Origin of the sequence: Streptomyces sp. NPDC006372, assembly GCF_040612515.1 — a bacterium.
GTDB lineage: Bacteria > Actinomycetota > Actinomycetes > Streptomycetales > Streptomycetaceae > Streptomyces.
In genome coordinates this window covers 462,246-485,917 of sequence record NZ_JBEXQJ010000001.1, presented here as the reverse complement: position 1 = coordinate 485,917, position 23,672 = coordinate 462,246, and the positions used below count along the sequence as shown (strand labels likewise).

Annotated in this window: 17 protein-coding genes; 6 read left to right on the top strand and 11 right to left on the bottom strand. The window is 72.4% G+C overall.

Annotation, left to right across the window (positions count from 1 at the left end):
* Positions 1-40: 40 nt before the first annotated feature.
* On the bottom strand, positions 41-1,474 hold the full coding sequence (locus tag ABZ016_RS02165) for an MFS transporter (protein WP_356914615.1): 1,434 nt from the start codon (positions 1,472-1,474) through the stop codon (positions 41-43).
* Between the two features lie 102 nt (positions 1,475-1,576).
* Between ABZ016_RS02165 and ABZ016_RS02160 the strand changes: the two genes are divergently transcribed.
* Together ABZ016_RS02160 and ABZ016_RS02155 are read left to right on the top strand one after the other, a co-directional pair.
* A complete protein-coding gene (locus ABZ016_RS02160) occupies positions 1,577-2,467 on the top strand; it encodes a helix-turn-helix domain-containing protein (protein ID WP_356914614.1) in 891 nt (296 codons plus the stop codon).
* A 119-nt stretch (positions 2,468-2,586) separates the two neighbouring features.
* Entirely contained in the window at positions 2,587-3,072 is a 486-nt protein-coding gene (locus ABZ016_RS02155; RefSeq protein WP_356914613.1) for a hypothetical protein, read from the top strand.
* Between the two features lie 118 nt (positions 3,073-3,190).
* Here ABZ016_RS02155 and ABZ016_RS02150 read toward each other — a convergent pair whose 3' ends face one another.
* On the bottom strand, positions 3,191-4,636 hold the full coding sequence (locus ABZ016_RS02150; protein WP_356914612.1) for an MFS transporter: 1,446 nt from the start codon (positions 4,634-4,636) through the stop codon (positions 3,191-3,193).
* 78 nt (positions 4,637-4,714) lie between these two features.
* On the opposite strand from ABZ016_RS02150, the gene dusB reads away from it, so the two are divergent.
* A complete protein-coding gene (gene dusB / locus ABZ016_RS02145) occupies positions 4,715-5,848 on the top strand; it encodes a tRNA dihydrouridine synthase DusB (protein ID WP_356914611.1) in 1,134 nt (377 codons plus the stop codon).
* Here the strand turns inward: dusB and ABZ016_RS02140 are convergent, their stop codons facing one another.
* The 3 genes from ABZ016_RS02140 to ABZ016_RS02130 form a co-directional block, all read right to left on the bottom strand.
* A complete protein-coding gene (locus tag ABZ016_RS02140) occupies positions 5,849-7,453 on the bottom strand; it encodes a sulfatase-like hydrolase/transferase (RefSeq protein WP_356915036.1) in 1,605 nt (534 codons plus the stop codon).
* A 725-nt stretch (positions 7,454-8,178) separates the two neighbouring features.
* Positions 8,179-10,116 (bottom strand): glycogen debranching N-terminal domain-containing protein, encoded by a 1,938-nt coding sequence (locus ABZ016_RS02135; RefSeq protein ID WP_356914610.1) that lies wholly within the window; start codon positions 10,114-10,116, stop codon positions 8,179-8,181.
* Positions 10,113-11,525: a hypothetical protein gene (locus tag ABZ016_RS02130; RefSeq protein WP_356914609.1), complete on the bottom strand. Its 1,413-nt coding sequence runs from the start codon at positions 11,523-11,525 to the stop codon at positions 10,113-10,115. The genes ABZ016_RS02135 and ABZ016_RS02130 overlap by 4 nt, the downstream gene beginning before the upstream one ends.
* A gap of 120 nt (positions 11,526-11,645) precedes the next feature.
* Between ABZ016_RS02130 and ABZ016_RS02125 the strand changes: the two genes are divergently transcribed.
* From ABZ016_RS02125 to ABZ016_RS02115, 3 genes are all read left to right on the top strand, one after another.
* A complete protein-coding gene (locus ABZ016_RS02125) occupies positions 11,646-12,872 on the top strand; it encodes an ROK family protein (RefSeq protein WP_356914608.1) in 1,227 nt (408 codons plus the stop codon).
* A 460-nt stretch (positions 12,873-13,332) separates the two neighbouring features.
* Positions 13,333-16,026 (top strand): pyruvate, phosphate dikinase, encoded by a 2,694-nt coding sequence (ppdK, locus tag ABZ016_RS02120; protein ID WP_356915035.1) that lies wholly within the window; start codon positions 13,333-13,335, stop codon positions 16,024-16,026.
* Positions 16,027-16,292: 266 nt separating this feature from the next.
* Positions 16,293-17,594, top strand: a complete 1,302-nt coding sequence (locus ABZ016_RS02115) for an erythromycin esterase family protein (protein ID WP_356914607.1) — start codon at positions 16,293-16,295, stop codon at positions 17,592-17,594.
* A gap of 7 nt (positions 17,595-17,601) precedes the next feature.
* On the opposite strand, the gene ABZ016_RS02110 is transcribed toward ABZ016_RS02115, so the two are convergent.
* The 6 genes from ABZ016_RS02110 to ABZ016_RS02085 all read right to left on the bottom strand — a co-directional run bounded on the left by ABZ016_RS02110 (position 17,602) and on the right by ABZ016_RS02085 (position 23,646).
* Positions 17,602-18,795 (bottom strand): serine hydrolase domain-containing protein, encoded by a 1,194-nt coding sequence (locus tag ABZ016_RS02110; protein ID WP_356914606.1) that lies wholly within the window; start codon positions 18,793-18,795, stop codon positions 17,602-17,604.
* Positions 18,792-19,310, bottom strand: a complete 519-nt coding sequence (locus ABZ016_RS02105) for an NUDIX hydrolase (RefSeq protein WP_356914605.1) — start codon at positions 19,308-19,310, stop codon at positions 18,792-18,794. The genes ABZ016_RS02110 and ABZ016_RS02105 overlap by 4 nt, the downstream gene beginning before the upstream one ends.
* 91 nt (positions 19,311-19,401) lie before the next feature.
* Positions 19,402-19,881 (bottom strand): excalibur calcium-binding domain-containing protein, encoded by a 480-nt coding sequence (locus ABZ016_RS02100; RefSeq protein ID WP_356915034.1) that lies wholly within the window; start codon positions 19,879-19,881, stop codon positions 19,402-19,404.
* A 115-nt stretch (positions 19,882-19,996) separates the two neighbouring features.
* Positions 19,997-21,154 carry an alkaline phosphatase PhoX gene (locus tag ABZ016_RS02095; RefSeq protein ID WP_356914604.1) on the bottom strand — a complete coding sequence of 386 codons (1,158 nt, stop codon included), beginning with the start codon at positions 21,152-21,154 and terminating at the stop codon, positions 19,997-19,999.
* Between the two features lie 111 nt (positions 21,155-21,265).
* On the bottom strand, positions 21,266-22,831 hold the full coding sequence (locus tag ABZ016_RS02090; RefSeq protein WP_356914603.1) for a HAMP domain-containing sensor histidine kinase: 1,566 nt from the start codon (positions 22,829-22,831) through the stop codon (positions 21,266-21,268).
* Positions 22,828-23,646, bottom strand: coding sequence for a response regulator transcription factor (locus tag ABZ016_RS02085; protein WP_356914602.1), 819 nt, complete (start codon positions 23,644-23,646; stop codon positions 22,828-22,830). Before ABZ016_RS02085 ends, ABZ016_RS02090 begins: the two co-directional genes overlap by 4 nt.
* Positions 23,647-23,672 lie beyond the last annotated feature (26 nt).

The window sequence follows — 23,672 nt, the reverse complement described above, 5'->3', positions numbered from 1 at the left end:
AGTGCGGCCGGGGCAGTGAGTTACCCAGCTGTGAGAGACCTCAGACGACCCTGCGCGGCAGCCTGAGGCTCAGCAGTCCGGTCAGCGCCACCCCGCCCAGCTGCACCAGCAGCGTCGTGACCAGGGCGTCCCGCATGCCCAACCCCGGGACCAGGGACAGGAACAGCGTGCCCAGAGTGGCCACACCCAGGGCCAGCGCCGACTGCTGGGTGGTGATCATCACGCCGCTGCCGACCCCGGCGCGGGCCGGTGGCACCTCGGAGAGGATGACCCGGTAGACGACCGGGAGTTGCAGCGCCTGGCCCGCGCCGGCCACCGCCGCTCCCGGGAGCAGTTCGACGAAGCCCAGATGCGGCCAGAAGCGCCAGGCGGCGAGCGCCATCAGGGCCAGGCCCAGGCCCTGGAGCGCGGCGCCCGCCGTCACCACGCGGGTCCCGTACCGGGCGACCAGGCGCGGGCCCAGGAGGGAGAAGACGAAGAACACCACCGCGAGGGGCGCGAGCGCCAGGCCCGCGGCGACCGGGTCGAGCCCGGCGCCCTGCTGCAACGCCACAGCGATCACGAACATGAAACCGCTGAAGCCGATGGAGAAGGGCAGGATCAACAGCAGTCCGCGGCGCAGGGAGACGAGCGTGAACAGGCTCGGCGGGACCAGTGGCGTACGGCCCTCGCGGTCGGCCCGGCGTTCCACCGCGTAGAACGCCGCCGCCACGAACGGGAACGCCACCAGCGACAGCCACGTCCACAGCGGCCAGCCGGCCGCCCGGCCCTCGGTGAGCGGGACGAGCAGGGTGAGGAGCGAGGCCGCGAGGAGGACCGTGCCGGGGACGTCGACGGGCTCCGGGCGCGGGGAGCGGGTCTCGGGGACCGCGCGGACGGCCAGCACCAGCCCGGCGAGGACCACCGGCACATTGACGAGGAACACCGAACGCCAGCCGGTACCGGCGATGTCGGCCGCGACCAGCACCCCGCCGAGGATCTGCCCGGCCACCATGGACAGCCCGGCGGTCGCGCCGTACAGGCCCATGGCCTTCGCCCGCCGCGGGCCGGTCGTGGTGGCCTGGATGGTGGCGAGCACCTGCGGCAGCATCGCGGCGGCCGACGCGCCCTGCGCGACCCGGGCCGCGACCAGCGACCAGGCGCCGGGCGCCAGTCCGCACGCCAGCGAGGTCAGCCCGAAGGCGGCCATGCCGACGAGGAACAGCCGCCGCCGGCCGAACAGGTCACCGAGCCGCCCGCCGAGGACCAGCAGGACGGCGTAGGCCACGCCGTAACCGGCGACGACCAGTTCGAGGACCGACTCGCCCGCGGCGAGGTCGGTGCCGATGGTGGGCAGGGCGACATTGACGATGAAGAAGTCGACGAGAGGGAGCGCCGCGGCCAGCAGCACGGTGAACAGGCCGAGGCCGCCGAGCACGGGCGCCGGGGCTGCCGGTGAGCGGACAGGGCGTGGGGTGAGGGATTCCGTGGTCACGGTCACGAGCCTGCGACCCGTCCCAGACTGGTACCAGAGTGTCCTTATCCTGGTAGAAGCACTACCTGGAAACCGGGTCCGGGCGGCGGCAAGCTGAAGGGCATGGTGACCATGGCACAGGAGACACCGGTACGCGCACCCGAGGCGCCCCGCGACACGGACGTCCGGCGGCACGAACTCGCGGCCTTCCTGCGCAGCCGCCGTGAGCGGATCGCCCCCGAGCAGGTCGGCCTGCCCCGGGGCCGCCGACGCCGTACGCCGGGCCTGCGCCGCGAGGAGGTCGCCCAGCTCTCCGCCGTGGGCGTCACCTGGTACACGTGGCTGGAGCAGGCCCGGGACATCCAGGTCTCCGTCCAGGTCCTCGACGCGCTCGCCCGCGCGCTGCTGCTCGACCCCGGTGAGCGCGCCCACCTCTTCCAGCTGGCGGGGGCCGCGGACCCGACGCCGGCGACCACCTGCCCATCGGTCACGCCGGCCATGCGGGCGGTGCTGGAGCAGGTCGAGCCGTTCCCGGCGTGCCTGCAGAACAGCCGGTACGACATCCTCGCCTACAACCGCACCTACGGACTGCTGCTGTGCGATCTGGACACGGTGCCGCCGGAGGACCGGAACTGCATGGTCCTGTCGTACACACACCCGGGATGGCAGTCGTCCATCGTGCACCTGGAGGAGACACAGCGTCTGATGGCCGCCCGCTTCCGCGCGGCCATGGCCGGTCATCTCACCGAGCCCGCCTGGAAGATGCTGCTCAAGCGGCTGCGCACGGAGTCCGCCCAGTTCCGCGCCGCCTGGGACCGCCACGAGGTCGTCGCCCACCGCACCAAGCGCAAGGAGTTCCTCAACCCCCACGTCGGCCGTATCACCGTCGACCACACCGACCTGTGGCTGACCCCCGACGTGGGGCCGAGGATCGTGACATACGTACCGGCGGACGCGGAGTCGAGGGAGCGCCTGGAGGAACTGCGGGCGATCGCCGTGGCGCGGCGGGGTTGAGGAGGCGCGGTCGGCCGGACCGGGGTCTGACCCGTAAGAAGGCCCCGGCTAGTCCGTTCCAGCGGGTGCGGGGCGTGTGGCACACGGCGGGGCCGCGAGCGCTGCGACCCTCGTCGTCCATGGATATCTCCACGTTCTACGCCCTCTTCTCCGCGACCTGCTTCACCCTGGTCGGCCTGTGGTGGAACGTCGTCCAGAGCCATGGCGACTGGATGCGTGACCCCGCCCAGCGCCGCGTCGTCGGCGGGGTCTACCTGTCCTTCCTGCTGCCCGCCGTGATGGGCCTGTTCGGTCAGGTCGGCGGCGCCGAACAGCCGCGGATCTGGCGGGCGGCGTTCGTCGTCCTGGCCCTGGTCGGCTGCGCGTGCACCCTGCGGCTGCTGGCCCGCACCCGCGGCGACGGCTTCGTCGCCTGGCAGCAGGCCGGTGCCGCCCTGCTCTACGCCCTGATCGCGGTCGTCGGCGCGTACCCCGAGATCGCCGACCACATCGGACTGCGCCCCATCCAGGCCGAGGCCCTGATGCTGATCGCCCTGGTCGTCCTCGGCCACGCCCTCGTCTGGCGGTTCATGGCGGGCGAGGGCCGGGCCGCGGAGGAGGACTGAGGCCTGTCGTCCGGATCGTGTCGCAGGACATCGGCGGCAGCCCGTCAACGCCGCAGATGCGCGTGCCAGGCCCGCGCCTGCGGCGCGATCCGAACGACAGGCCCTGGAACAGCAGGCCTCAGGCGCTGACGCCGGCGGCTTCCCGGACCTCCGCCGACTCCAGCCGCTCGGCCGTCCGCTCGGCGGTCCGGCGGGGCCAGCGTCCGCTGGTCAGGGCGCCCAGCGTCAGCACCGCGGCGCCGCAGGCCGTCAGGATCCACCAGCCCGGTCGCGCGGCCGTGACGAACATCTCCCGGTACGAGGACGCGCCCACTCCCGCGGCGAGCACCGCGCCCACCACCGCGACACCCAGAGTCTGGCCCAGCTGGCGGCTCGTGGAGGCGACGGCCGCGGCGACGCCCGCCTGGGCGCGCGGCATGCCGGAGACCGCCGTGTTGGTGATGGGGGCGTTGACGAAGCCGAAGCCGATGCCGAAGAGGACGTAACCGGCGACGAGGGTGAAGTCCGAGGTCTCGGCGTCGAACGCGGCGAAGAGCAGGCCGCTCGCCGTCATCGCGCCGCCCGCGATCAGCAGGGGCAGGCGTGGACCGCGCGTGCCCACCAGACGGCCGGAGAGCGGGGCGCAAAGGAACGTCGGGGCCGCCATCGGCAGCATCCACAGGCCCGCCTCCAGGGCGGTCAGGCCGCGTACGTTCTGGAGGTACAGCGTGGACAGGAACAGGAAGCCGCCGAGTGCGGCGAACGCGCTGATCGCGATGACGGTGGCGCCGCTGAACGGTGCCGAGCGGAAGAACCGCAGGTCGATCAGCGGCTCCGCGCGGCGCGGCTCGTACAGGAGCAGGCCGGTGAGTGCGGCGAGGGCCACCACGACGAGCGGGGCGGTCGAGGCGAACGGCGTGGTCGGCGCCTCGATGATCGCGTAGGTCAGGGAGCCGAACAGGGCGATCACCAGGAGCTGGCCGACGGGGTCGGGGCGGCGGGCCCGGCCGGCCCGGGACTCGGGGACGAAGCGCAGCGTGAGCAGGAGGGCGGCGAGGCCCACGGGGAGGTTGATCCAGAAGATCGAGCGCCAGCCGACCGACTCCACCAGGAGACCGCCGACCAGCGGGCCGGCGGCCATGGATATGCCGACGACCGCGCCCCACGCGCCGATCGCCCGGGCGCGCTCGCGGGGGTCGGTAAAGGTGTTGGTGATGATCGACATGGCGACCGGGTTGAGCATGGAGCCGCCCACCGCCTGGACCATCCGGAAGGCGATCAGCGCCTCCAGGTTCGGCGCGAGGGAGCAGAGCACCGAGCCGATGGTGAAGACGACCAGGCCCGCCATGAACACGCGCTTGCGGCCGATCCGGTCGGCCGTGGAGCCCGCGAGCATCAGCAGCGACGCCAGGACCAGGGTGTACGCGTCGATCGTCCACTGCAGGCCCGACGTGCTCGCGTGCAGGTCCCGCTGCATGGACGGCAGGGCCACGTTCAGGACCGTGTTGTCGAGGCTGACGATGAGCAGGCTCATGCAGCAGATCGCGAGGACCAGCATGCGGCGGCGGTGGCTGAGCTCGGGCATGCGCTCCATCGTACGCCGATTTCGATAGTGCGGCTAACTAATGAACTGCCCTGTCCTGTCGCACGGCACAATGGAGGAATGTCCACGCCCCTGCAGATCGGCCCGCACACCGTCCAGCCCCCCGTCGTCCTGGCCCCCATGGCCGGGATCACCAACGCGCCCTTCCGCACCCTGTGCAGGGAGTTCAGCGGTGGCAAGGGCCTGTTCGTCAGCGAGATGATCACCACCCGGGCGCTGGTCGAACGCAACGAGAAGACGATGCAGCTCATTCACTTCGACGCGAGTGAGCGCCCCCGGTCCGTCCAGCTCTACGGCGTGGACCCGGCGACCGTCGGCAAGGCCGTCCGCATGATCGCGGAGGAGGACCTGGCCGACCACATCGACCTCAACTTCGGCTGCCCGGTGCCCAAGGTGACCCGCAAGGGCGGCGGCTCCGCGCTCCCGTACAAGCGGAACCTGCTGCGCGCCATCCTGCGCGAGGCGGTCAGCGGCGCCGGCGACCTGCCCGTGACGATGAAGATGCGCAAGGGCATCGACGACGACCACATCACCTTCCTCGACGCCGGCCGGATCGCCGTCGAGGAGGGCGTCACCGCCATCGCCCTGCACGGCCGCACCGCCGCCCAGCACTACGGCGGCACCGCCGACTGGGACGCCATCGCCCGGCTCAAGGAGCACGTGCCGGAGATCCCGGTGCTCGGCAACGGCGACATCTGGTCGGCCGAGGACGCGCTGCGGATGGTGCGCGAGACCGGCTGCGACGGGGTCGTGGTCGGACGCGGGTGCCTGGGGCGGCCCTGGCTGTTCTCCGACCTCGTCGCCGCCTTCGAGGGACGGCACGACGACATCGCCCGGCCCACGCTCCGCGAGGTCGCCGACGTCATGGTCCGGCACGCCACGCTGCTCGGCGAGTGGATCGGCGACGAGTCCAAGGGCGTCGTCGACTTCCGCAAGCACGTCGCCTGGTACCTCAAGGGCTTCGCGGTCGGCTCCGAGATGCGCAAGCGTCTCGCGATCACGTCCTCGCTGGAGGAACTGCGGGCCGGGCTCGACGAGCTGGACCTCGACCAGCCCTGGCCCACCGGCGCCGACGGGCCCCGGGGCCGCACGTCCGGCAACAACCGGGTGGTGCTGCCGGACGGCTGGCTGAAGGACCCCTACGACTGCGCGGGCATCGGCGAGGACGCGGAGCTGGACACCTCCGGCGGCTGATCAGCCCGAGGGGTGTGGGGTGGAGCCGAACGCCTTCAGGAAGCGGTCGCGGAAGGAGCTCATCTTCCAGACGGGCGCGTCGCGGTCCGGCTTCAGGCCCTCCGTCCAGTTCCAGCCGGCGACCTTGTCCAGGACCTTCGGGTCCTTCGCGACGATCGACACCGGCACGTCCCGGCTGGCGCGTTCGCCGCTGACCCGGGCGATGGGCTGGTGGTCGCCGAGGAAGACCAGGACGGTGTCGTCGGTGCCGTAGCGCTCGAGCCACTGGGTGAGGCTGGTGACCGAGTACTGGATGGACTTTCCGTACTCCTCGCGGGACTTGGTGGTGTCGGTGATGACGTCCGAGGCCTTGTTGCCGGCCTTCTGGATCGCGTCGAAGACCGAACCGTCGCCCAGTTCGTCCCAGCCGACCGTCTTCGGGATGGGCGCCCAGGGCTGGTGGCTGGAGGTCAGGATGACGAACGACATCAGCGGCTTGTCCCGCTTCCGGCCGTGCACCTGCTTCTGGAACGCCTCCAGCGCGTACTGGTCGGGCATGGTCGACCAGCTGAACTTCGGGCCCTGGTACCCCAGGTCGAAGGCGTCGTAGAGCTTGTCGAGGCCGTACCACTTCTCCTCCGGCCAGCCCTTCTGCACGCCCGGCATGACGCCGACCGTGTCCCAGGCGCCGGACTTCTGGAACGCCTTGGTGAGGGTGAGGTGGTCGCCGGCGCTGACCGTGCGGTAGCGGCGCTGGTTGTCGATCCACAGGCCGGACATGGTCGTGGAGTGGCCGAGCCAGCTGCTGCCACCGTAGGTGGCCGAGGTCAGCCAGCCGCTCCGGGCGTGGAAGCCGGCCTTCGCCAGGGCCTTCGTGCGGGTGTCGAGGGTCCGGTCGACGCCGGGAGCCATGACCGGGTCCTCGATGGCGCTGCGGCCGTAGCTCTCGATGAAAGTGAAGATCATGTCCTTGCCGCGCAGGTCGGGCAGCAGCTGGTCGGGCGGGGTGTTGCCGAAGGTGTCCGCCTTCGCCTCCTGCGCGAACGCCGCCTCGTCCCGCAGCGACTCCACCGTCCGCTGCGCGTGCACCCGGAGCGCCCCGGCCGCGCGCTCGGAGGCGATCGGGCCGCCGAAGAGCGTCAGGCCCAACGCCGAGCAGGTGATCCAGACGGTGCCGGCGATCAGCGCGCCCCGGGCCGCCCGGGGCCGGTGGCGGACCAGCAGGTCGCTGAGCCGGACCGTCGCCAGGACCATGACGACCGCCAGCAGCAGGACGAGGACGACCGCGCCGACGGCGACGGCGGTCGCGACACCGCCGCCCAGCGTGTCCTCGACGTACGCCTGCGCGTCGGGCAGCAGGTCCCAGTCGAGCGCGGCGTTGAAGCCACGGCCCAGGTATTCGTTGAACCCCATGTCGAGCAGGTTCACGGCGGTCAGCGCGGTGAGGCCGAGCCCGTACAGCACGGCCGCGATCAGCCGCGGCCGACGCGGAAGCCCCAGCACGACGACGGCCCCGACGACCGCCTCCGCGGGTATCCGGGTGAAGCTGCGCGGCTCGACACCGGGGAGCGTGTTGGGCAGCAGCAGGGCACCGAGGACGAGCAGGGCCGCGAGGGCGGTGGTGATCCAGGAGAGGACGCGGGAGGCCCGGGGGTGGCGGGTGCGGAGGTAGGTCAGTCCGGTGAGGCGGGCGAGGCGGGATCTCCGGGTGGCCGGGGGAGCGGCTGTGACGGGCTCGTCTGCGGCGGACTCGGGGGTGACGGGCTCGGGTGCGGCGGACTCGGGGGCGACGGGCTCGGGTGCGGCGGGTACGGCGCCGTCAGTTGGTCTCCCGACCGCCGACGCCTGCTCGGCCGCTGGCGCGGGCTTCGCCTTCGGCGTGGGCTTCGCCTCCGGCTTGCGCTGGGGCACCGGTGTCGCTGTGGGCTCCAGTCCCGGCGCGGGCTCCGACGGCAATGGTGATTCGAGTTCCGGCGCCGACTTCAGCTCCGGCTCCGGCTCGGGCGTCCGCGTGGGGCCCGGCACGCGCTCATGTGCAGATGCCGACCCCGGCTCCGCTCCTCCCGTGTCGCCCGGCCCCCCGGCCTCCGGTTCCCTTCCCTCCCCCTCCGGCTCCTCACCGGGCATCTCTGACGCGGCCTCTGAAGGCCCGTCACCCGGACCCGGTGACGGGCTGAAGCGTGTGAAGACAGGCACCCGGAGAGGTCCTTCCCGTACGGAAACCGGTGAGGTGACGGACCCGCGTGGGGGTGCGGGTCCGTCTCAGTTCCGTACGGGGCTCTCAGCAGGTGTGTTCAGTGCCTCCGGCCAGCGCTCGGCAAACACCCGGCAAACGCTCGGCCAACCGGGACTCAGACCCCGCCGACCGCCGTGAGCAGCGCCAACGGGGCCGAGGCCGAGCGGGATTCGCGCACGCACGCGTGCGGGTACGGCACCGGCTCGGGGTGGGTGTCACGGCCGTAGCCCGCGAGGACCTCCGGCAGCCGGTGGCCGGTCGCGGCCGCCGCGTCGACGAGCCCGCCCGCGATCGCCCGCGCCTCGTCGTGCAGCCCGTAGCGGGCCAGACCCAGTGCGATCAGCGCGTTGTCGTGCGGCCAGACCGAACCGCGGTGGTAGGAGAGCGGATGGTAGGCCGGCTGCCCGGCGGCCAGGGTGCGCACGCCCCAGCCCGAGAAGAAGTCCGGTTCGAGCAGGCGCCGGCCGACCTGTTCGCCGTACTCCTTGTCCAGCAGGCCCGACCACAGCAGGTGTCCGGCGTCGGAGGCGAGGGCGTCGACCCGGTCGCCCCGGCCGTCGAGGGCGAGCGCCGGGAAGGAGCGCTCCGGCATCCAGAAGTCCCGCTGGAAACGGTCGCGCAGATCACCGGCCGCCTGCTCCAGCAGGTCCGCGTACGTCCCGTCCTGCCACACCGTGCGCGCGAGCCACGCCGTGCGGCGCAGCGCGTCGTACGCGTAGCCCTGGGCACCCGCGGCGGTCACCGGGCCGTGGGGCCGGGTGCCGTCGGCGGAGCAGATCGCGCCGGGGGAGTCCTTCCAGTTCTGGTTGGCGAGGCCGCCCTGGTCGGCGCGGTAGACCAGGTAGCCGCGCGAGGTCAGGCCGCCGTGGTCGAGCATCCAGCCGACGGCGGCCCGGGCGTGGGGTTCGAGGCGTCGGGCCAGGGCGGTGTCGCCCGTCTGTTCCACATACGCGCCGAGGAGCACGAGGAACAACGGCGTGGCGTCGACCGAGCCGTAGTAGCGGCCGTAGGGGACCTGGCCGAAGTGGGCGAGTTCGCCGTGCCGCACCTCGTGCACGATCTTGCCGGGCTGGGTGACCTCGTCGGCACCGGCGCCCGTCGCCTGGGTCGCGGCGAGCGCGGGCAGGGTGGCGGCGGCCAGCCGCGGCCGGTAGGGCAGGGCGAACAGCGAGGTCAGCAGGGCGTCCCGGCCCAGCAGCGTCAGGAACCAGGGCGCGCCGGCCGCCGGGACGCGCAGTTCCTCACCGTCCGGCCCGGTGGCGGGGACCTGGAGCGCGGCGAGGTCGGCGAGGCCCCGGGCGCAGGCCGCGGCCAGCTCCGGCCGGCCGCTCGGGAACGCCACGCCCTCCATGAACTCACCCTCCCGGGCGAGGAGTTGCTGCTGGAGCGCGGCGGGGGAGCGGGGCACACGCAGGGCGCGTTTGTCGCCGTGCGGGCGGGCGATGACCCGCAGGACCAGCTCGGCGGTGCCGTGCGGTTCGAGGTCCAGGGTCCACACCATGCGGCGGGCACCGGTGCCGGTCTCCTCCACCGCGTCCGGCTGGGGTTCGGCCGTCACGGTCGTGACGGACCGCCACTCGCCCCGCCGGTAGCTGAACTCCACGCCGTGCCCGAGGACCTGGCGGGAGCGGACGGCCCCGGCCTTGGTGTAGGTGCGGTGGTCGGAGCGCAGTTCGAACTGGTCGGTGAAGTCGGCGTCGGCGGTGACCGCGAGCCGGACCGTCGTCGGCGTGGGACGGTTGCTGGTGACACGCAGCGACTCGACGAACGAGGCGTCACCGACGGCCTGTTCGCGGAAGAGCGTGTACGCGGGCGGCTCGTCGCGGCCGCCGCGTGGGACGAGCACGCAGGCCGCCGTGTCCCCGTCGGCCACCGGTGCGAGCGTGTCGGGCACGGCCCCGTCGACGGTGAGCTGCCAGCGGCTCAGATGCCGTGCGTCCCGTACGAACATGCCGTCCGGGGCGCTGCCGCCCCGGTAGCCGCTGATGTCGCCGCGGTCGCCGACGGCGGCGAACGTCCCGCCGTGCACGAGCAGATGATGCCGGTCGGTCATGCCCGGTCCTCTCCCTTGATCGCCGTGACGCCGCATCTGTCCCATGCGGGCCGGTCGTGCAGCAGGTCGAGCGTGAGCGCGGCGGTCCAGCCGAAGCCGGTGGCGCCGCAGGCCTGTGCTGTGTACGGGTCGACGTACTCGGCGAAGCCGGTGGCGCCGGCGGTGTGCAGGACGCCCTTGCGCAGGGCGTCGGCCCGGCCGCGCTCGCCGTGCAGCCGCAGCCCGCGCTCCAGCAGCCAGCTGGTGTTGAACCAGGCCGGGCCGCGCCAGTAGCGGTGCGGGTCGAAGGCCTCGCCGAGCAGGTCGTAGCTGGGCACCAGGCGGGTCGTGCCGCCGAGGCCGAAGTGCGGGCCGCAGACGGTGCGGACCAGAGTGGCCGCGAGGTCGGGCGGCAGGGTCGGCAGGAGCAGGGGGATCAGGCCCGTGACACCGCGCTCGGGGACGGGCTCCCCGGCGCGCACGTCCCGGCACAGGAACATCCCCGCGGCCGGGTCCCACAGCCGCCGCACGAGGGTGGCGGTCAGCCGGTCGGCCCGGGTCCGCCGGGCCGAGCCCGCCGCGCCCAGCTCGTGCGCGATCCGGGCCAGGGCGTACTCGGAGGTGATGAGCAGGGCGTTGAACGCCGGGTCCTCCACCATGAAGTCCCCGGGCCCGTCCGCGTAGCCCCGGTCCCGGTAGTCCGCCGCGAGCCGCACGTACCGCCCGTAGTCCAGATCCGTCGGCCGGTCCTCGGGGGAGCCGTGGTCGAGGTCGGCGCGGCGGAAGGAGCGGGCCGGGGCCGGGGTGACCCGGGACAGCGGACGGTCCCAGCAGGGGCTGTTGTCCATGCCCTGCTCCCAGGGGTGCACCACGGAGACCAGCCCGCCCCCGCCCAGGTCGCGCCGGTGCAGCAAGTACCGGTGCCAGGCCGCGAGTCGGGGGTACGCCCGGGTGAGGAAGCCGCGTGCGCGGGACAGGCCCGGGTCGGCGAGGTGCACCAGCCAGACGGCCAGCGCGTGCACCGGTGGCTGCACGATCCCGGAGGTCTGTACGGTGCGCGGGGCACCCGCGGCACGCCCCGCGGTGGAGGAGCGCCAGAAGTCGGGGCTGGGGAAGTAGGCGTCGAGCGGGACGGAGGGGTTGAAGACGATGTGCGGGATCCGCCCGTCCGCCCACTGGGCCGCCAGCAGCGTCTCCAGCTCCGTCTGCGCCCGTAACGGCGACAGGTGGCGCAGGCCGATGGCGATGAACGCGGAGTCCCACGACCACTGGTGCGGGTACAGGCTGCGGGAGGGCACGGTGGAGGAGCCCGTCCAGCCGGCCTCCAGCACTGCGGCGGCCCTGAGGTGCAGGGGGGAAGCGGTACTGGACGGATCGTATGCAACGGTGCGTCCCGTGGGGCGGGGGGCGCGTCGGGCGGTGCGGTCCACTCGGAACTCTCCGGAAGACGTCCGGCCGGCCGGTTCGGCTGCGGCTACGGTGAGGTTACGTCTATTTAACACGCAAAACCCACTATGTAAGGCAAGGTTGGGAAACACAAGGGGGTGTGCATGACCGGAATGCCCGGGAGGACCGGCAGAGGCGTGGGCCAGGCGAGCGCCGGCGAACTGCTCGAACTGGTGCGCAGTCGCCGCGCCGTGACGAGGGGTGCGCTGCAGCGGGCCACCGGACTGTCCCGGGCCACGGTCGGGCAGCGGCTGGACCGGCTCTTCCGGGCGGGCTGGCTGCGCGAGGGCGCCGGCGGGCCGGTCGACTCCCCGCTGGGCGGACGCCCCTCCATCACCCTGGAGTTCGACGACGAGCACGCGGTGGTCCTGGCCGCCGACCTCGACACCCGGCACGCGCGGGCGGCCGTGCTGTCGCTGTCCGGCGAGATTCTCGCCGAGCACTCCGGCACCCTGGCCGTGGAGGACGGTCCGGACGCCGTGCTCGGCGAACTCGGGCGCTGGTTCGCCGAGCTGCTGGAGAAGGCCGGACACGGGGCGGAGGCGGTGTGCGGCGTCGGGCTCGCGGTGCCCGGCCCGGTCGACACCGAGACCGGCCGGGTCGTCCAGCCGCCGATCATGCCCGGCTGGGACGGCTACGACATACGGGGCCGGCTGGCCCGGGCGCTCACCGAGCACACCGGCGCCGGCCCCGTGCCGGTCCTCGTGGACAACGACGCCAACCTCATGGCGTACGGCGAGCAGCGCACGGGCTACCCCGACTGCTCCGCCTTCGTGCTGGTGAAGGTCTCCACCGGCATCGGCGCCGGGGTCGTGGTCGGCGGCTCGGTCTTCCGGGGCATCGACGGCGGCGCCGGGGACATCGGGCACATCCGGGTGCCGGAGGGCGCCCAGGCGCTGTGCCGGTGCGGTTCGTACGGCTGCCTCGCCGCCGTCGCGAGCGGTGGCGCGGTGGCCCGGCGGCTCGCGGAGGCCGGGGTGCCGGCGGCCTCCGGGTCGGACGTGCGGGACCTGCTGGCGTCCGGGCACCCCGAGGCGGTCGGTCTGGCCCGGGAGGCCGGGCGCCGGGTCGGGGACGTGCTGGCGACCGTCGTGACCCTGCTCAATCCCGGGGTGCTGATGATCGCCGGGGATCTGGCCGGAACTCCCTTCCTCACCGGTGTGCGTGAACTGCTCTACCAGCGGGCGCTGCCCCGCTCCACCGCCCATCTGGACGTCGTGACGTCCCGGCTCGGTGAGCGAGCCGGGCTGGTGGGGGCCGGTGCGATGGTCGTGGAGCATCTCTACGCGCCGGAACGGGTCGAGGAGCGGCTGCGCGCGCTCGGTGTGTGACGGGGACATTTCGGTCGCACGACACGTCCGCATGGTGAAATCCGCCGGGCTGTGGCAGCGTGATTCTCGCCACCCCTGATAAGGGTTGCGCTCAGATGAGCGGATCTTGAGCGGCTGCACTTCTCCAAGGGGTGGCACTGAGTGCCATCGTTTGATCGTTCATCGAGCGAAATCAAGCGTGCAGGAACACCGCTCATATGAGCGCTGAACGCGGTCCGGGGAGGTTCTTGCGTTCAAGAAGTGAAAACATACGCCTGTGATCGCTTGCCGAGCCTTGACTTTCGATCCGCTGGCGGACGAGTGGTTACAGGCGCATGACGCACGAGTGGACGTACCCAGACGCCTTTGATCTGGGTATGTTCCTCGCCGTCAGGGCAGCCACCGCGTCCTCGAGGAGTCGAGACCCGTGTCGGAAAACAAAGATCTCCCGGTAGCCGAGCAGGCCGCGAGCGTTGAGGGCGTGAAGTTCGTCTACGACTTCACCGAGGGCAACAAGGACCTCAAGGACCTCCTCGGTGGCAAGGGCGCGAACCTCGCCGAGATGACGAACCTGGGCCTTCCGGTCCCGCCCGGCTTCACCATCACCACCGAGGCCTGCAAGGTCTACCTCGACAGCGGCGAGGAGCCGGCGGCACTGCGTGACGAGGTGAGCGCCCACCTCGACGCCCTCGAGGCCCGCATGGGCAAGAAGCTCGGCCAGGCCGACGACCCGCTGCTGGTGTCGGTGCGCTCGGGCGCCAAGTTCTCCATGCCCGGCATGATGGACACCGTCCTGAACATCGGCCTTTCCGACAAGTCGGTCCAGGGTCTCGCCAAGCAGGCCGGCGACGACCGCTTCGCGTGGGACTCCTACCGCCGCCTCATCCAGATGTTCGGCAAGACCGTCCTCGGCGTCGACGGCGAGCTCTTCGAGGACGCGCTGGAGGCGGCCAAGGCGGCCAAGAAGGTCACGGTCGACACCGAGCTGGAGGCCGCCGACCTCAAGAAGCTCGTCACCAAGTTCAAGAAGATCGTCAAGACCGAGGCCGGCCGGGACTTCCCGCAGAGCCCGCGCGAGCAGATGGACCTCGCCATCCACGCGGTCTTCGACTCCTGGAACACCGACCGCGCCAAGCTCTACCGCCGCCAGGAGCGCATCCCGCACGACCTGGGCACGGCCGTCAACGTCTGCTCCATGGTCTTCGGCAACCTCGGCCCCGACTCCGGCACCGGCGTCGCCTTCACCCGCGACCCCGCCAGCGGCCACCAGGGCGTCTACGGCGACTACCTGCAGAACGCCCAGGGCGAGGACGTCGTCGCGGGCATCCGCAACACCGTGCCGCTCGCCGAGCTGGAGCAGATCGACAAGAAGTCGTACGACCAGCTGATGCAGATCATGGAGACGCTGGAGAACCACTACAAGGATCTCTGCGACATCGAGTTCACCATCGAGCGCGGTGTGCTCTGGATGCTCCAGACCCGTGTCGGCAAGCGCACCGCGGGCGCGGCCTTCCGCATCGCCACCCAGCTGGTCGACCAGGGCCTGATCGACGAGGCCGAGGCGCTCACCCGCGTCAACGGCGCCCAGCTCGCGCAGCTGATGTTCCCGCGCTTCGACGAGGACGCGAAGGTCTCGCAGGTCGGCCGCGGCATCGCCGCCTCCCCGGGTGCGGCCGTCGGCAAGGCCGTCTTCGACTCCTACACGGCCGTGAAGTGGTCCCGCTCCGGCGAGAAGGTCATCCTGATCCGCCGCGAGACCAACCCCGACGACCTGGACGGCATGATCGCCGCCGAGGGCATCCTGACCTCCCGCGGCGGCAAGACCTCCCACGCGGCCGTCGTCGCCCGTGGCATGGGCAAGACCTGTGTCTGCGGCGCCGAGGAACTCGAGGTCGACACCAAGCGCCGCAGGATGACCGTCCCGGGCGGGCACATCGTCGAGGAGGGCGACGTCGTCTCCATCGACGGCTCCTCCGGCAAGGTCTACCTCGGTGAGGTACCCGTCGTGCCGTCGCCGGTCGTGGAGTACTTCGAAGGCCGGATGCACCCCGGTGCCGACGACGCCGACGAGCTGGTCGAGGCCGTCCACCGCATGATGGCCTTCGCCGACCGCAAGCGCCGCCTGCGGGTGCGCGCCAACGCCGACAACGCCGAGGACGCGCTGCGCGCCCGCCGTTTCGGCGCCCAGGGCATCGGCCTGTGCCGCACCGAGCACATGTTCCTCGGTGACCGGCGCGAGCTGGTGGAGCGGCTGATCCTGGCCGACACCGACGCCGAGCGCGAGGAGTCCCTCAAGCAGCTGCTCCCGCTGCAGAAGCAGGACTTCGTGCAGCTCTTCGAGTCGATGGACGGCCTGCCCGTCACCATCCGCCTCCTGGACCCGCCGCTGCACGAGTTCCTGCCCGACATCACCGAGCTGTCGGTGCGCGTGGCTCTCGCCGAGTCGCGCCAGGAGCCGCACGAGAACGAGCTGCGCCTGCTCCAGGCCGTGCACCGGCTGCACGAGCAGAACCCGATGCTGGGTCTGCGCGGGGTCCGTCTCGGCCTGGTCATCCCCGGCCTGTTCACCATGCAGGTCCGGGCGATCGCCGAGGCCGCGGCCGAGCGCAAGGCCGCCAAGGGCGACCCGCGCGCCGAGATCATGATCCCGCTCGTCGGCACGGTGCAGGAGCTGGAGATCGTGCGCGAGGAGGCCGACAAGGTCATCGCCGAGGTCGAGGCGGCCTCGGGCGCGCAGCTCAAGCTGTCCATCGGCACGATGATCGAGCTGCCGCGCGCCGCCCTGACCGCCGGTCAGATCGCCGAGGCGGCCCAGTTCTTCTCCTTCGGCACGAACGACCTCACCCAGACGGTGTGGGGCTTCAGCCGGGACGACGTGGAGGCCTCGTTCTTCACCGCGTACCTGGAGAAGGGCATCTTCGGTGTCTCCCCGTTCGAGACGATCGACAAGGACGGCGTCGGCTCCCTGGTGAAGCTGGCCGCCAAGGCCGGCCGCGAGACCCGCCCCGACCTCAAGCTCGGCGTCTGCGGCGAGCACGGCGGTGACCCGGAGTCGGTCCACTTCTTCCACGAGGTCGGACTCGACTACGTCTCCTGCTCCCCGTTCCGCATCCCGGTGGCCCGCCTGGAGGCCGGCCGGGCGGCGGTCCAGTCGCAGGGCAGCGACCACCGCTAGCCCCGTGGCCCGCACGGGCCACCCGAGAACCCGGAGCCGCCGACGGTCCCCGACCACCCTCACCGATCGCGGCGGCTCCGGCTCACGGGGAAGAGCGGGGGCGGCACCTTTGTGCGGAGGTGCCGCCCCCGCTCTCTCGCCTTTCGCGCCGTCCCGGTCACCCGTTCCCCAGCGATCCGTTCAGGTACGGGTGGGTTCGCGAGGATCCAGGGTCGGGCACGTATGCGGACATGTCGTGCCTGCGTCCGTGGACCTTCCTCGTTCTCGTGTCGGTTCTCCTCACCCCGGCCCCCGCCGCTGCCGGCTCCGCGGGTGACCCGGTCGTCGTGCCCGTACTGGAGCGGGCCGCGAGCCCGCTGCGCACTGCCGAACCCGGAGGCGACATCGGCGACCTCCGCCCGGTCGGCAGAGCGGTCGGGGACGCGGTCGTGGTGGGGATGGGCGAGGCCACGCACGGCTCGCACGAGTTCCTCACCATGAAGGAACGGGTCTTCCGGTACCTGGTGGAGCGCCGGGGCTTCCGTACCTTCGCCCTGGAGACGGCCTGGAGCACCGGGGTGCGCCTCGACGACTACGTCGTGCACGGCGAGGGCGACCCGGCGCGCATCATGCGCGAGGACCTCCAGTACACGTACGCGCTGAACCCCACCGCCGAGAACCTGGCGCTGGTCGAGTGGATGCGGGACCACAACCGCCGCCACCCGAAGGACCCGGTCCGCTTCATGGGCGACGACTGGGGTTACACCGGGCCGGAGCTGTACGACCGGGTGACCGATCACGTGGCCCGGGTCCGCCCGGACCTCGCGCCGCGCTTCGAGGAGCTGTACCGGGGGCTGCGGCCGGCCGTCCCCTCCGGCGCGTACCAGAAGGCGTACCTGGCCCGGCCGCTCGCCGAACGGCAGGAGATGGCGTCCCGGACCGGACGCGCCCTGGCGCTGCTGAGGTCACTGGAGCCGCGCGGCGAGGCCGGACGGAGGGAGTTCGCCGAAGTGCTGCGGCACGCGACGGTGATCGACCAGACGGCCACCGGCTACGGCTTCGACTTCGCGGACCCGCGGCAGCGCGCCGAGGCCATGCGCTGGCGGGACGAGGTCATGGCGGACAACGTCGTCTGGTGGCGCGGGCACACCGGGCACCGGATCCTGCTGGCCGGCCACAACAACCACATCGGCTACGAACCCGAGGACCCGCGGGTGCTGCCCAGGACACAGGGCGCCGTCCTCCGGGACCGGCTCGGCAGCGGCTACGTGAGTGTCGGGCTCACCTTCGGCCGTGGCTCGTTCAAGGCCACCGACCCGGAGGAGGTGCAGATGCTCACCCACACGGTCGGCCCCGCCCTGCCCGGCAGCAACGAGCACACCCTCGACCAGGTGCGGTACGACCGCTTCGTCCTGGACCTGCGGACCGCCCCGGGGGCGGCCCGCCCCTGGCTCGCCGTGGCCCGGCCCACGCGCAGTGTCGGCACCTCCTACCCGGAGGAGCGGAACTGGTACGACATCGCACTGGGCCGCTGCTTCGACGTGCTGATCCATCAGGACCGGGTACGGGCCGTGGACCTGCTGTCCTGAGCGGTCGTCACCGTCGGCACAGGAACCGGTCGATGAGGTCCTGCATGGCCTTCTCGGTGGTGAGGAGCTGGGTGTCGTCGGTGGTGCGGCCGTTGACCGTGAGGACCACCGACCGTCTCCCGTCGGCGGTGAGTCCCGTTCTGACGAAGGTGCCTTCGGAGTCACCGTGATGGCCCCAGCGGCTGCCGCCACAGCTCAGCGGCTGCCGCATCAGACCGAGGCCGTAGCGCATCCCGGGCGTGAACTGCTGGTGCTCCTCGTTGCTGGGGACGGTGGTGCGCATCGCGGCGAGCTCCCGGGGCGGCAGCACGTCGCCGGCCAGCAGAGCCGTGAAGAACCGGTCCAGGTCGCGCGAGGTGGAGACCAGCGCGCCGGCGGGGCCGGCCCAGAACATGTTGCGGACGGTGGTGTCGGTGTAGCCGCCGGATCCGGCGAACCGGTGGTAGGTGCGCGCGTGGGGCTTCGGCAGGTGTGGATCGTCCCCGGGGATCCGGGTGCCGCTCAGGCCCAGGTGGCGGACGATCCGGTCGTGCACCTCCGCGGCCCAGGGGCGTCCCGTCACCCTCTCGATGACGGCGCCCAGGAGGAAGAAGCCGGTGTTGGTGTAGTTCCAGCGGGGCGCGGGGTCGCCGGGCTCGGCAGGGGGGAAGTCCGGGGCGTGCCGCAGCGCGGCGGTGACGATCTGCTCGGGGCTGATGTGGTCGAACCTGTGGCGCTCGAAGTCCCGGGCCGTCTTCCCCGTCAGCTCGGTCGAGTCGTAGTCGTACAGACCGCTCGTGTGCTGGAGCAGGTGCCGGACGGTGATACGGCTGCCGTCGTTGCCGTTGCCCCGGACGCGGCCGGGGAGCCAGTGCTCCACCGTGTCGTTCAGGGACAGCCGCCGCTCGGCCACCAGTTGGAGCACCGTCGCGGCCACGACCGACTTGGTGACGCTGGCGGCCCGGAAGTGCGCGCCCCGCGGCACGGGTCGGCCGGTGCCGAGAACGGCCTCTCCCGCACCCGCCTCGACGGTGTGCCGCCCGTCGCGCACGCGGAGGTGCACACTGACGGACCGGGAGGTCGTCAGGAGTGTGGCCGCCTCGCGCCGCACCTCCTCGGGAGTGACGGGACCCGTGGTGGTGCCGGCCGACGGTGTGTTCAGGGCGAGGGAGAGCGCGAGGGAAGCCAGGGCGACCGCGGCTCGGCGGCGCGGCGCGGTCACCGGGGCAGCCCTTCGCGCAGGCACACGACGGTCCCGGTCAGCGCGGCGGTGTGCAGGGCGGTGAGAGTGGGCAACCGGGGCGTCAGCTCGGTGGACTCCAGGTCGGCGAGGGCGAACAGGCCGTCGTCGTCGTGCTCCGCGCTGCGCCGGACGGACAGGGGGGCGGGGAGCCGGCCGCCGTAGAAGTAGAAGTCGATCACCGGGCCGGTGCCCTTCACGTCGGCCCGGTGGTCGTACCCGAGGAACCGGGGCGGACGGTCGAGCACGATGCCGGTCTCCTCGCACACCTCCCGGCATGCGGCACCGAGGGGGTCCTCACCGTGGTCGAGCATCCCGCCCGGCAGCCCCCAGAGCCCGGCACCGGGCTGGCCCTCGGCGTAGCGCAGCAACAGGATCCGGTCCTCGGCGTCGAGAAACAGGACGCAGGACGCGACGATGGTCTGCGGCAACGTCTTGACCCACTCGGCACGCGGCAGCACGGGCTGTGCGTCGGGGGCGGGCACGGTCGTGTCCACGGTGGTGTTCCTTCCGTCGGCCGGGCAGCCCGGTGCGAGCTGCCCAACCGGTGGAACGGCCGGACGCGACGATGGTCACCGGCGCACGGGGTCACGTGTCGCAGGCGACCCCGTCGTTGTCACGGTCCAGGTGGGAGGCGTACCCGGGCTCGCCCCGGTGGATGGGGGCGGCGCCGGCGGCGCGGACCTCGCTGCAGTTGCCGTAGTAAACGTCCTGTGAGCCGCCCGAGCCGCTGTCGTCGGAGCCGCCGCCCCCGTCTCCGGCCGGCTGGGCCGTGACCGTGGTGGTGACCTTGACGGTCTTCGTGGCCGTGACGGTGGGAGCGGGCTCCGGCTCTGACGCGCGCGGAGTCGCGGTGGCCGTGGTCGTCGCGGTGACCGTGACCGTCGGCTGGGGCTTGGCGCTCGCGGGCTTCGCGTCGGCGGTGGTCTCCCCGCCGCCGGCGCCTATGCCGGCACCGATGAACAGGGCCATCGCCAGCGCGGGCAGTACGTAGCGCTTCCGGGCCCAGCGGGGTGCCGGGCGGACGGAGTGCGGCGCGGGATACGCGTTGGTGTACGGATTGGTCATGGTCATCCCCCCAGGGTTGGTACGTGAGGGGATGACCGTAGGACCGAGCGGCCTGAGATGAGGGAGAGGTGACCAATTTGTGATGGTCACGTGAAGAGGTGTTGCGGCTGTGGGGCTACGTGCGGAACGGGCCCGTCACCTCGTACGTGATGCCGCCCGAGGAACTGCCGGTGGTGCCGCGCTGGCTGGAGAAGTACAGGCGGGTGCCGTCCGGGGAGAACGCCGGGCCCGTGATCTCCGAGCCCGACTGGCCGTCGATGCGCAGGAACGAGGCGACGACGTCGTCCGGGGTGATGACGCAGATCTCCATGTTGCCGCCGTCCTCGGCGACGAAGAGGTCACCGGAGGAGGTGCCGGTGATGTTGTCGACGCCGGTGAGGGGGGCCGTGCCGCCCACGAGGGAGTCGTCGTAGGCCAGTTCGTACGTGTTGTTCTGCAGGTTGACCTGCCAGACGCGGTTGTCGCCCTTGGTCGTGAACCACACGGTGTCGTTCGCGTAGTGGCAGCCCTCGCCGCCGTTGAAGGACTTCGAGCCGGAGACCTGCGAGCGGGTGGCGGTGGGGGAGCCGTCCGGGTCGGGGATGTCGGCCCAGGTGAAGGAGCCGCTCGTGGCGCTGCCCGCGACCATCACCTGGAGCTTTCCGGACGACAGGTCGCTCCAAGTGGCCGGGACGAAGCGGTAGAAGCGGCCGTTCGTCTCGTCCTCGGTCAGGTAGATCACCTTGCGCACCGGGTCGGCGGCCGCCGCCTCGTGCTTGAAGCGGCCCATGGCCGCACGCTGCACCGCCGCGTTCGTGCCCCACGGGTCGGTCTCGTAGACGAGGCCGAGGGACACCTCCTCGCAGGACAGCCAGGTGTTCCACGGGGTCTTGCCGCCCGCGCAGTTCTGGCGGGTGCCCGACAGGATGCGGTAAGCACCGGTGATCGCGCCCGTCGAGGAGAACCTCACCGCGCTCGCGCCGCCCGAGGGGTTGATCTCGGAGTTGGATACATAGATCCAGCCCGTGCCGTCGGCGTAACAGGCGCCGCCGTCCGGGGCGTTGTGCCAGGTGTACGACGTGCTGCCGACCCGCTGGCCCGACCGGGCGATCACCCGGCTGGTGAAGCCGCTGGGGAGCCGGACCCCGTTGGCGTCCGGGGAGCCCAGTGCCCCGTAGGGGCCGGCGCCCGGCTGGGCGGGGGCCGCGTACGCGGCGCCGCGCCACAGGGTTCCGCCCAGCGCGGCCGTGGTGCCGCCGAGGACGGCCGCACGCAGAAGGCTACGACGTTCCACTCTCACTCCAAGAGGTGCCGTACCGCCCTGCCGCCGGTCGACGGCAGGGTTGTGCGTGGGGGGGAGGCGGAAAGGACGCTAGGGGCGCCGGGTTGACGGACCATGGACAACTCATGGCCGGGGAACGGCATGCTGTGTGCCGCCTGTGCGGGCCTGCCGGTGTTGCGTGCCCGCCGGTGTCCGGACGGCCTGCGCGGGCAGCGCCGGCGCTTCCCGTCTCGGCCTCCTCGCGCGGTCCCCGCCCGGCCCGCCGCCCTCGGTCTGTGCCCGCGCCGACGGCAGCCGGACCACCACGTCCAGGCCGCCGGTCGCCGCCGCGCGCAGGGTCGCCTCGCCGCCGCTGGCATGGGCGAGGCGCTGCACCAGGGCCAGCCCGAGCCCCGTGCCCCCCTTGGGGGCGCCCGGGGCGCGCCAGAAGCGGTCGAAGGCGCGGGCCCGCTGCTCCTCCGTCATGCCGGGGCCCTCGTCGGTGACGTGCAGGTCGACCCAGCCGGGGCGGCTGTCGCGCAGGGCACGCCGGGGCGGGGCCTGCACCCGCAGCTCGATCGTGACGGTGCTGCCGGCCGGGGACGCCCGCAGCGCGTTGGAGAGCAGATTGTCCATGATCTGCTCGACGGCTCCCGGCACCGCGAGCACCGGGCCCACACTCCCCGCGAAGTGCACGAGGGAGACGTCCTCCCGTGCGAACAACGGCTGCCAGGTGCGGTGCCGTTCCGCGCAGATCGCGCCCGGATCGACGGTGGCGGGGATCGCCGCGTGCTCCTCCAGCCGGGCCATCGACAGCAGGTGGCCCACCATCCGCGCCAGCCGGTCCGTCTCCGTGACGGCGGCGGTGAGGTTGCCCCGGGCCCGCGCGGCCACGTCCGGCTCCAGGTTCTCCAGGCGCAGCCGCAGCGCCGCGAGCGGCGTCTTCAGCTGGTGCGAGGCCTCACCCGCGAACGCCCGCTGGGAGGAGAGGAGATGGGCGAGCCGGGCCGCGGTGTGGTTGAACGTGGCGGCCAGACTGCGCACCTCCGGCGGGCCCTTGGTGATCGTCACCGGGGTGAAACGGCCGCCGCCCTCGGCCAGCTCGTGGGTGGCGTCCTCCAGTTCGCGGATGGGGCGGCCCGCCCAGCGGGCGAACGCGAAACCGACCACGGCCACCGCCGTCAGCACGGCCAGCCCGCCCAGGGCGAGCAGCAGCCACACGTGGTGGACCCGCTCGTGCACCGTCCGCGTGGGCACCGTCAGCCACACGGCACCCACCGGCCGCGCCTCCTGACCGACCGGAGCGGCCACCGACAGATACTCGACTCCGCCGATCTTCGAGGTGCGCACGTCCACGGTCGAGGTGCCCCGCAGTGCCGCCGCGATGCCCGGCCGCGCGGCCAGGGAGCCGGACATCGCGGCGTCCATCGGGTGTGAGGTGGCGAGCGGCGATCCGGAGGTGCCGACGATCACCACCTGCCCTCCGATGCGCCGCGCGCAGTGCGCCGCCCGGGCGGGCAGATCGCGCTCGGCCCGCCCCGCCGCGAGGGACAGCGCCGCGTACGCCGAGACCGACTCGGCCTCGTCCTTCGCCGCGTTGACCACCCGCTCCCGCTCGCCGCGCGAGTAGACGAAGCCCAGCGGGATCTCCAGGCAGAGCAGCACCAGCGCGGCGAGGCTGAGGTAGCTGAGCAGCAGCCGGCGGGTCATCGAGAGGCCACCTGCGGCGCGTTCGGCCCCGTGTGCACCGACAGCCGGAAACCCACGCCCCGCAGGGTCCGGATCCACGCCGGGTGTCCCAGCTTGCGGCGGAGCGCGGCCACATGGACGTCCAGCGTCTTGGTCGGGCCGTCGTAGTGCGGGTCCCACACCCGGTCCAGGATCTGCTGGCGCGAGTAGACCGCGCCCGGGTCCTCGCTGAGGAGGGCCAGCAGATCGAACTCCTTGGGGGTGAGCGGCACGGGGGACTCACCGACCCAGACCTGACGGGTCCGGCGGTCCACCACGAGCGGGCCCGGGTCGAGCGGCGGGTCGGGGGCGGGGTCGTACGACGGTGTGGCAGGGGGGTCGTAGGAGAGGGCCGGGGCCGGTTCGTGGGCGGGGGCCGGAGCGGGCGGTTCGTACGGCGGCTCGGCGGCCTGCGCGGGGTCGGGGAACGCCTGCCGGCCGCGTTGGGTGCGGCGGGTGACGGCACGGACCCGGGCCACCAGTTCCCGCACGCTGAAAGGTTTCGCCAGGTAGTCGTCGGCGCCCAGCTCCAGGCCCAGCACCCGGTCGGCCTCCTCGCCGCGGGCGCTGAGGATGACGATGGGCACGTCCGAGACCTGCCGGATGCCACGGCAGACGTCGATGCCGTCCATGTCCGGAAGTCCCAGGTCGAGCAGGACCACGTCGTTGTACGGGCCTCTCAGACCGTCCGTGCCCGTGGCGACATGGTCGACCGTTAGCCCGAAGTGGCCGAGGCCCTCGGTGAGCGGTTCGGCGATCGTCTCGTCGTCCTCGATGAGCAGTACTCGTATGCCCATTCGTCCTGTCTCTCCGTGAGCCGGCA

Bases quoted from the DNA above. Each gene is read 5' to 3' on its own strand.
- ABZ016_RS02160 (WP_356914614.1), top strand. From the start codon at position 1,577: ATGGTGACCATGGCACAGGAGACACCGGTACGCGCACCCGAGGCGCCC.
- ABZ016_RS02155 (WP_356914613.1), top strand. From the start codon at position 2,587: ATGGATATCTCCACGTTCTACGCCCTCTTCTCCGCGACCTGCTTCACC.
- ABZ016_RS02150 (WP_356914612.1), bottom strand. From the start codon at position 4,636: ATGCCCGAGCTCAGCCACCGCCGCCGCATGCTGGTCCTCGCGATCTGC.
- dusB (WP_356914611.1), top strand. From the start codon at position 4,715: ATGTCCACGCCCCTGCAGATCGGCCCGCACACCGTCCAGCCCCCCGTC.
- ABZ016_RS02135 (WP_356914610.1), bottom strand. From the start codon at position 10,116: ATGACCGACCGGCATCATCTGCTCGTGCACGGCGGGACGTTCGCCGCC.
- ABZ016_RS02125 (WP_356914608.1), top strand. From the start codon at position 11,646: ATGACCGGAATGCCCGGGAGGACCGGCAGAGGCGTGGGCCAGGCGAGC.
- ABZ016_RS02100 (WP_356915034.1), bottom strand. From the start codon at position 19,881: ATGACCAATCCGTACACCAACGCGTATCCCGCGCCGCACTCCGTCCGC.
- ABZ016_RS02090 (WP_356914603.1), bottom strand. From the start codon at position 22,831: ATGACCCGCCGGCTGCTGCTCAGCTACCTCAGCCTCGCCGCGCTGGTG.
- ABZ016_RS02085 (WP_356914602.1), bottom strand. From the start codon at position 23,646: ATGGGCATACGAGTACTGCTCATCGAGGACGACGAGACGATCGCCGAA.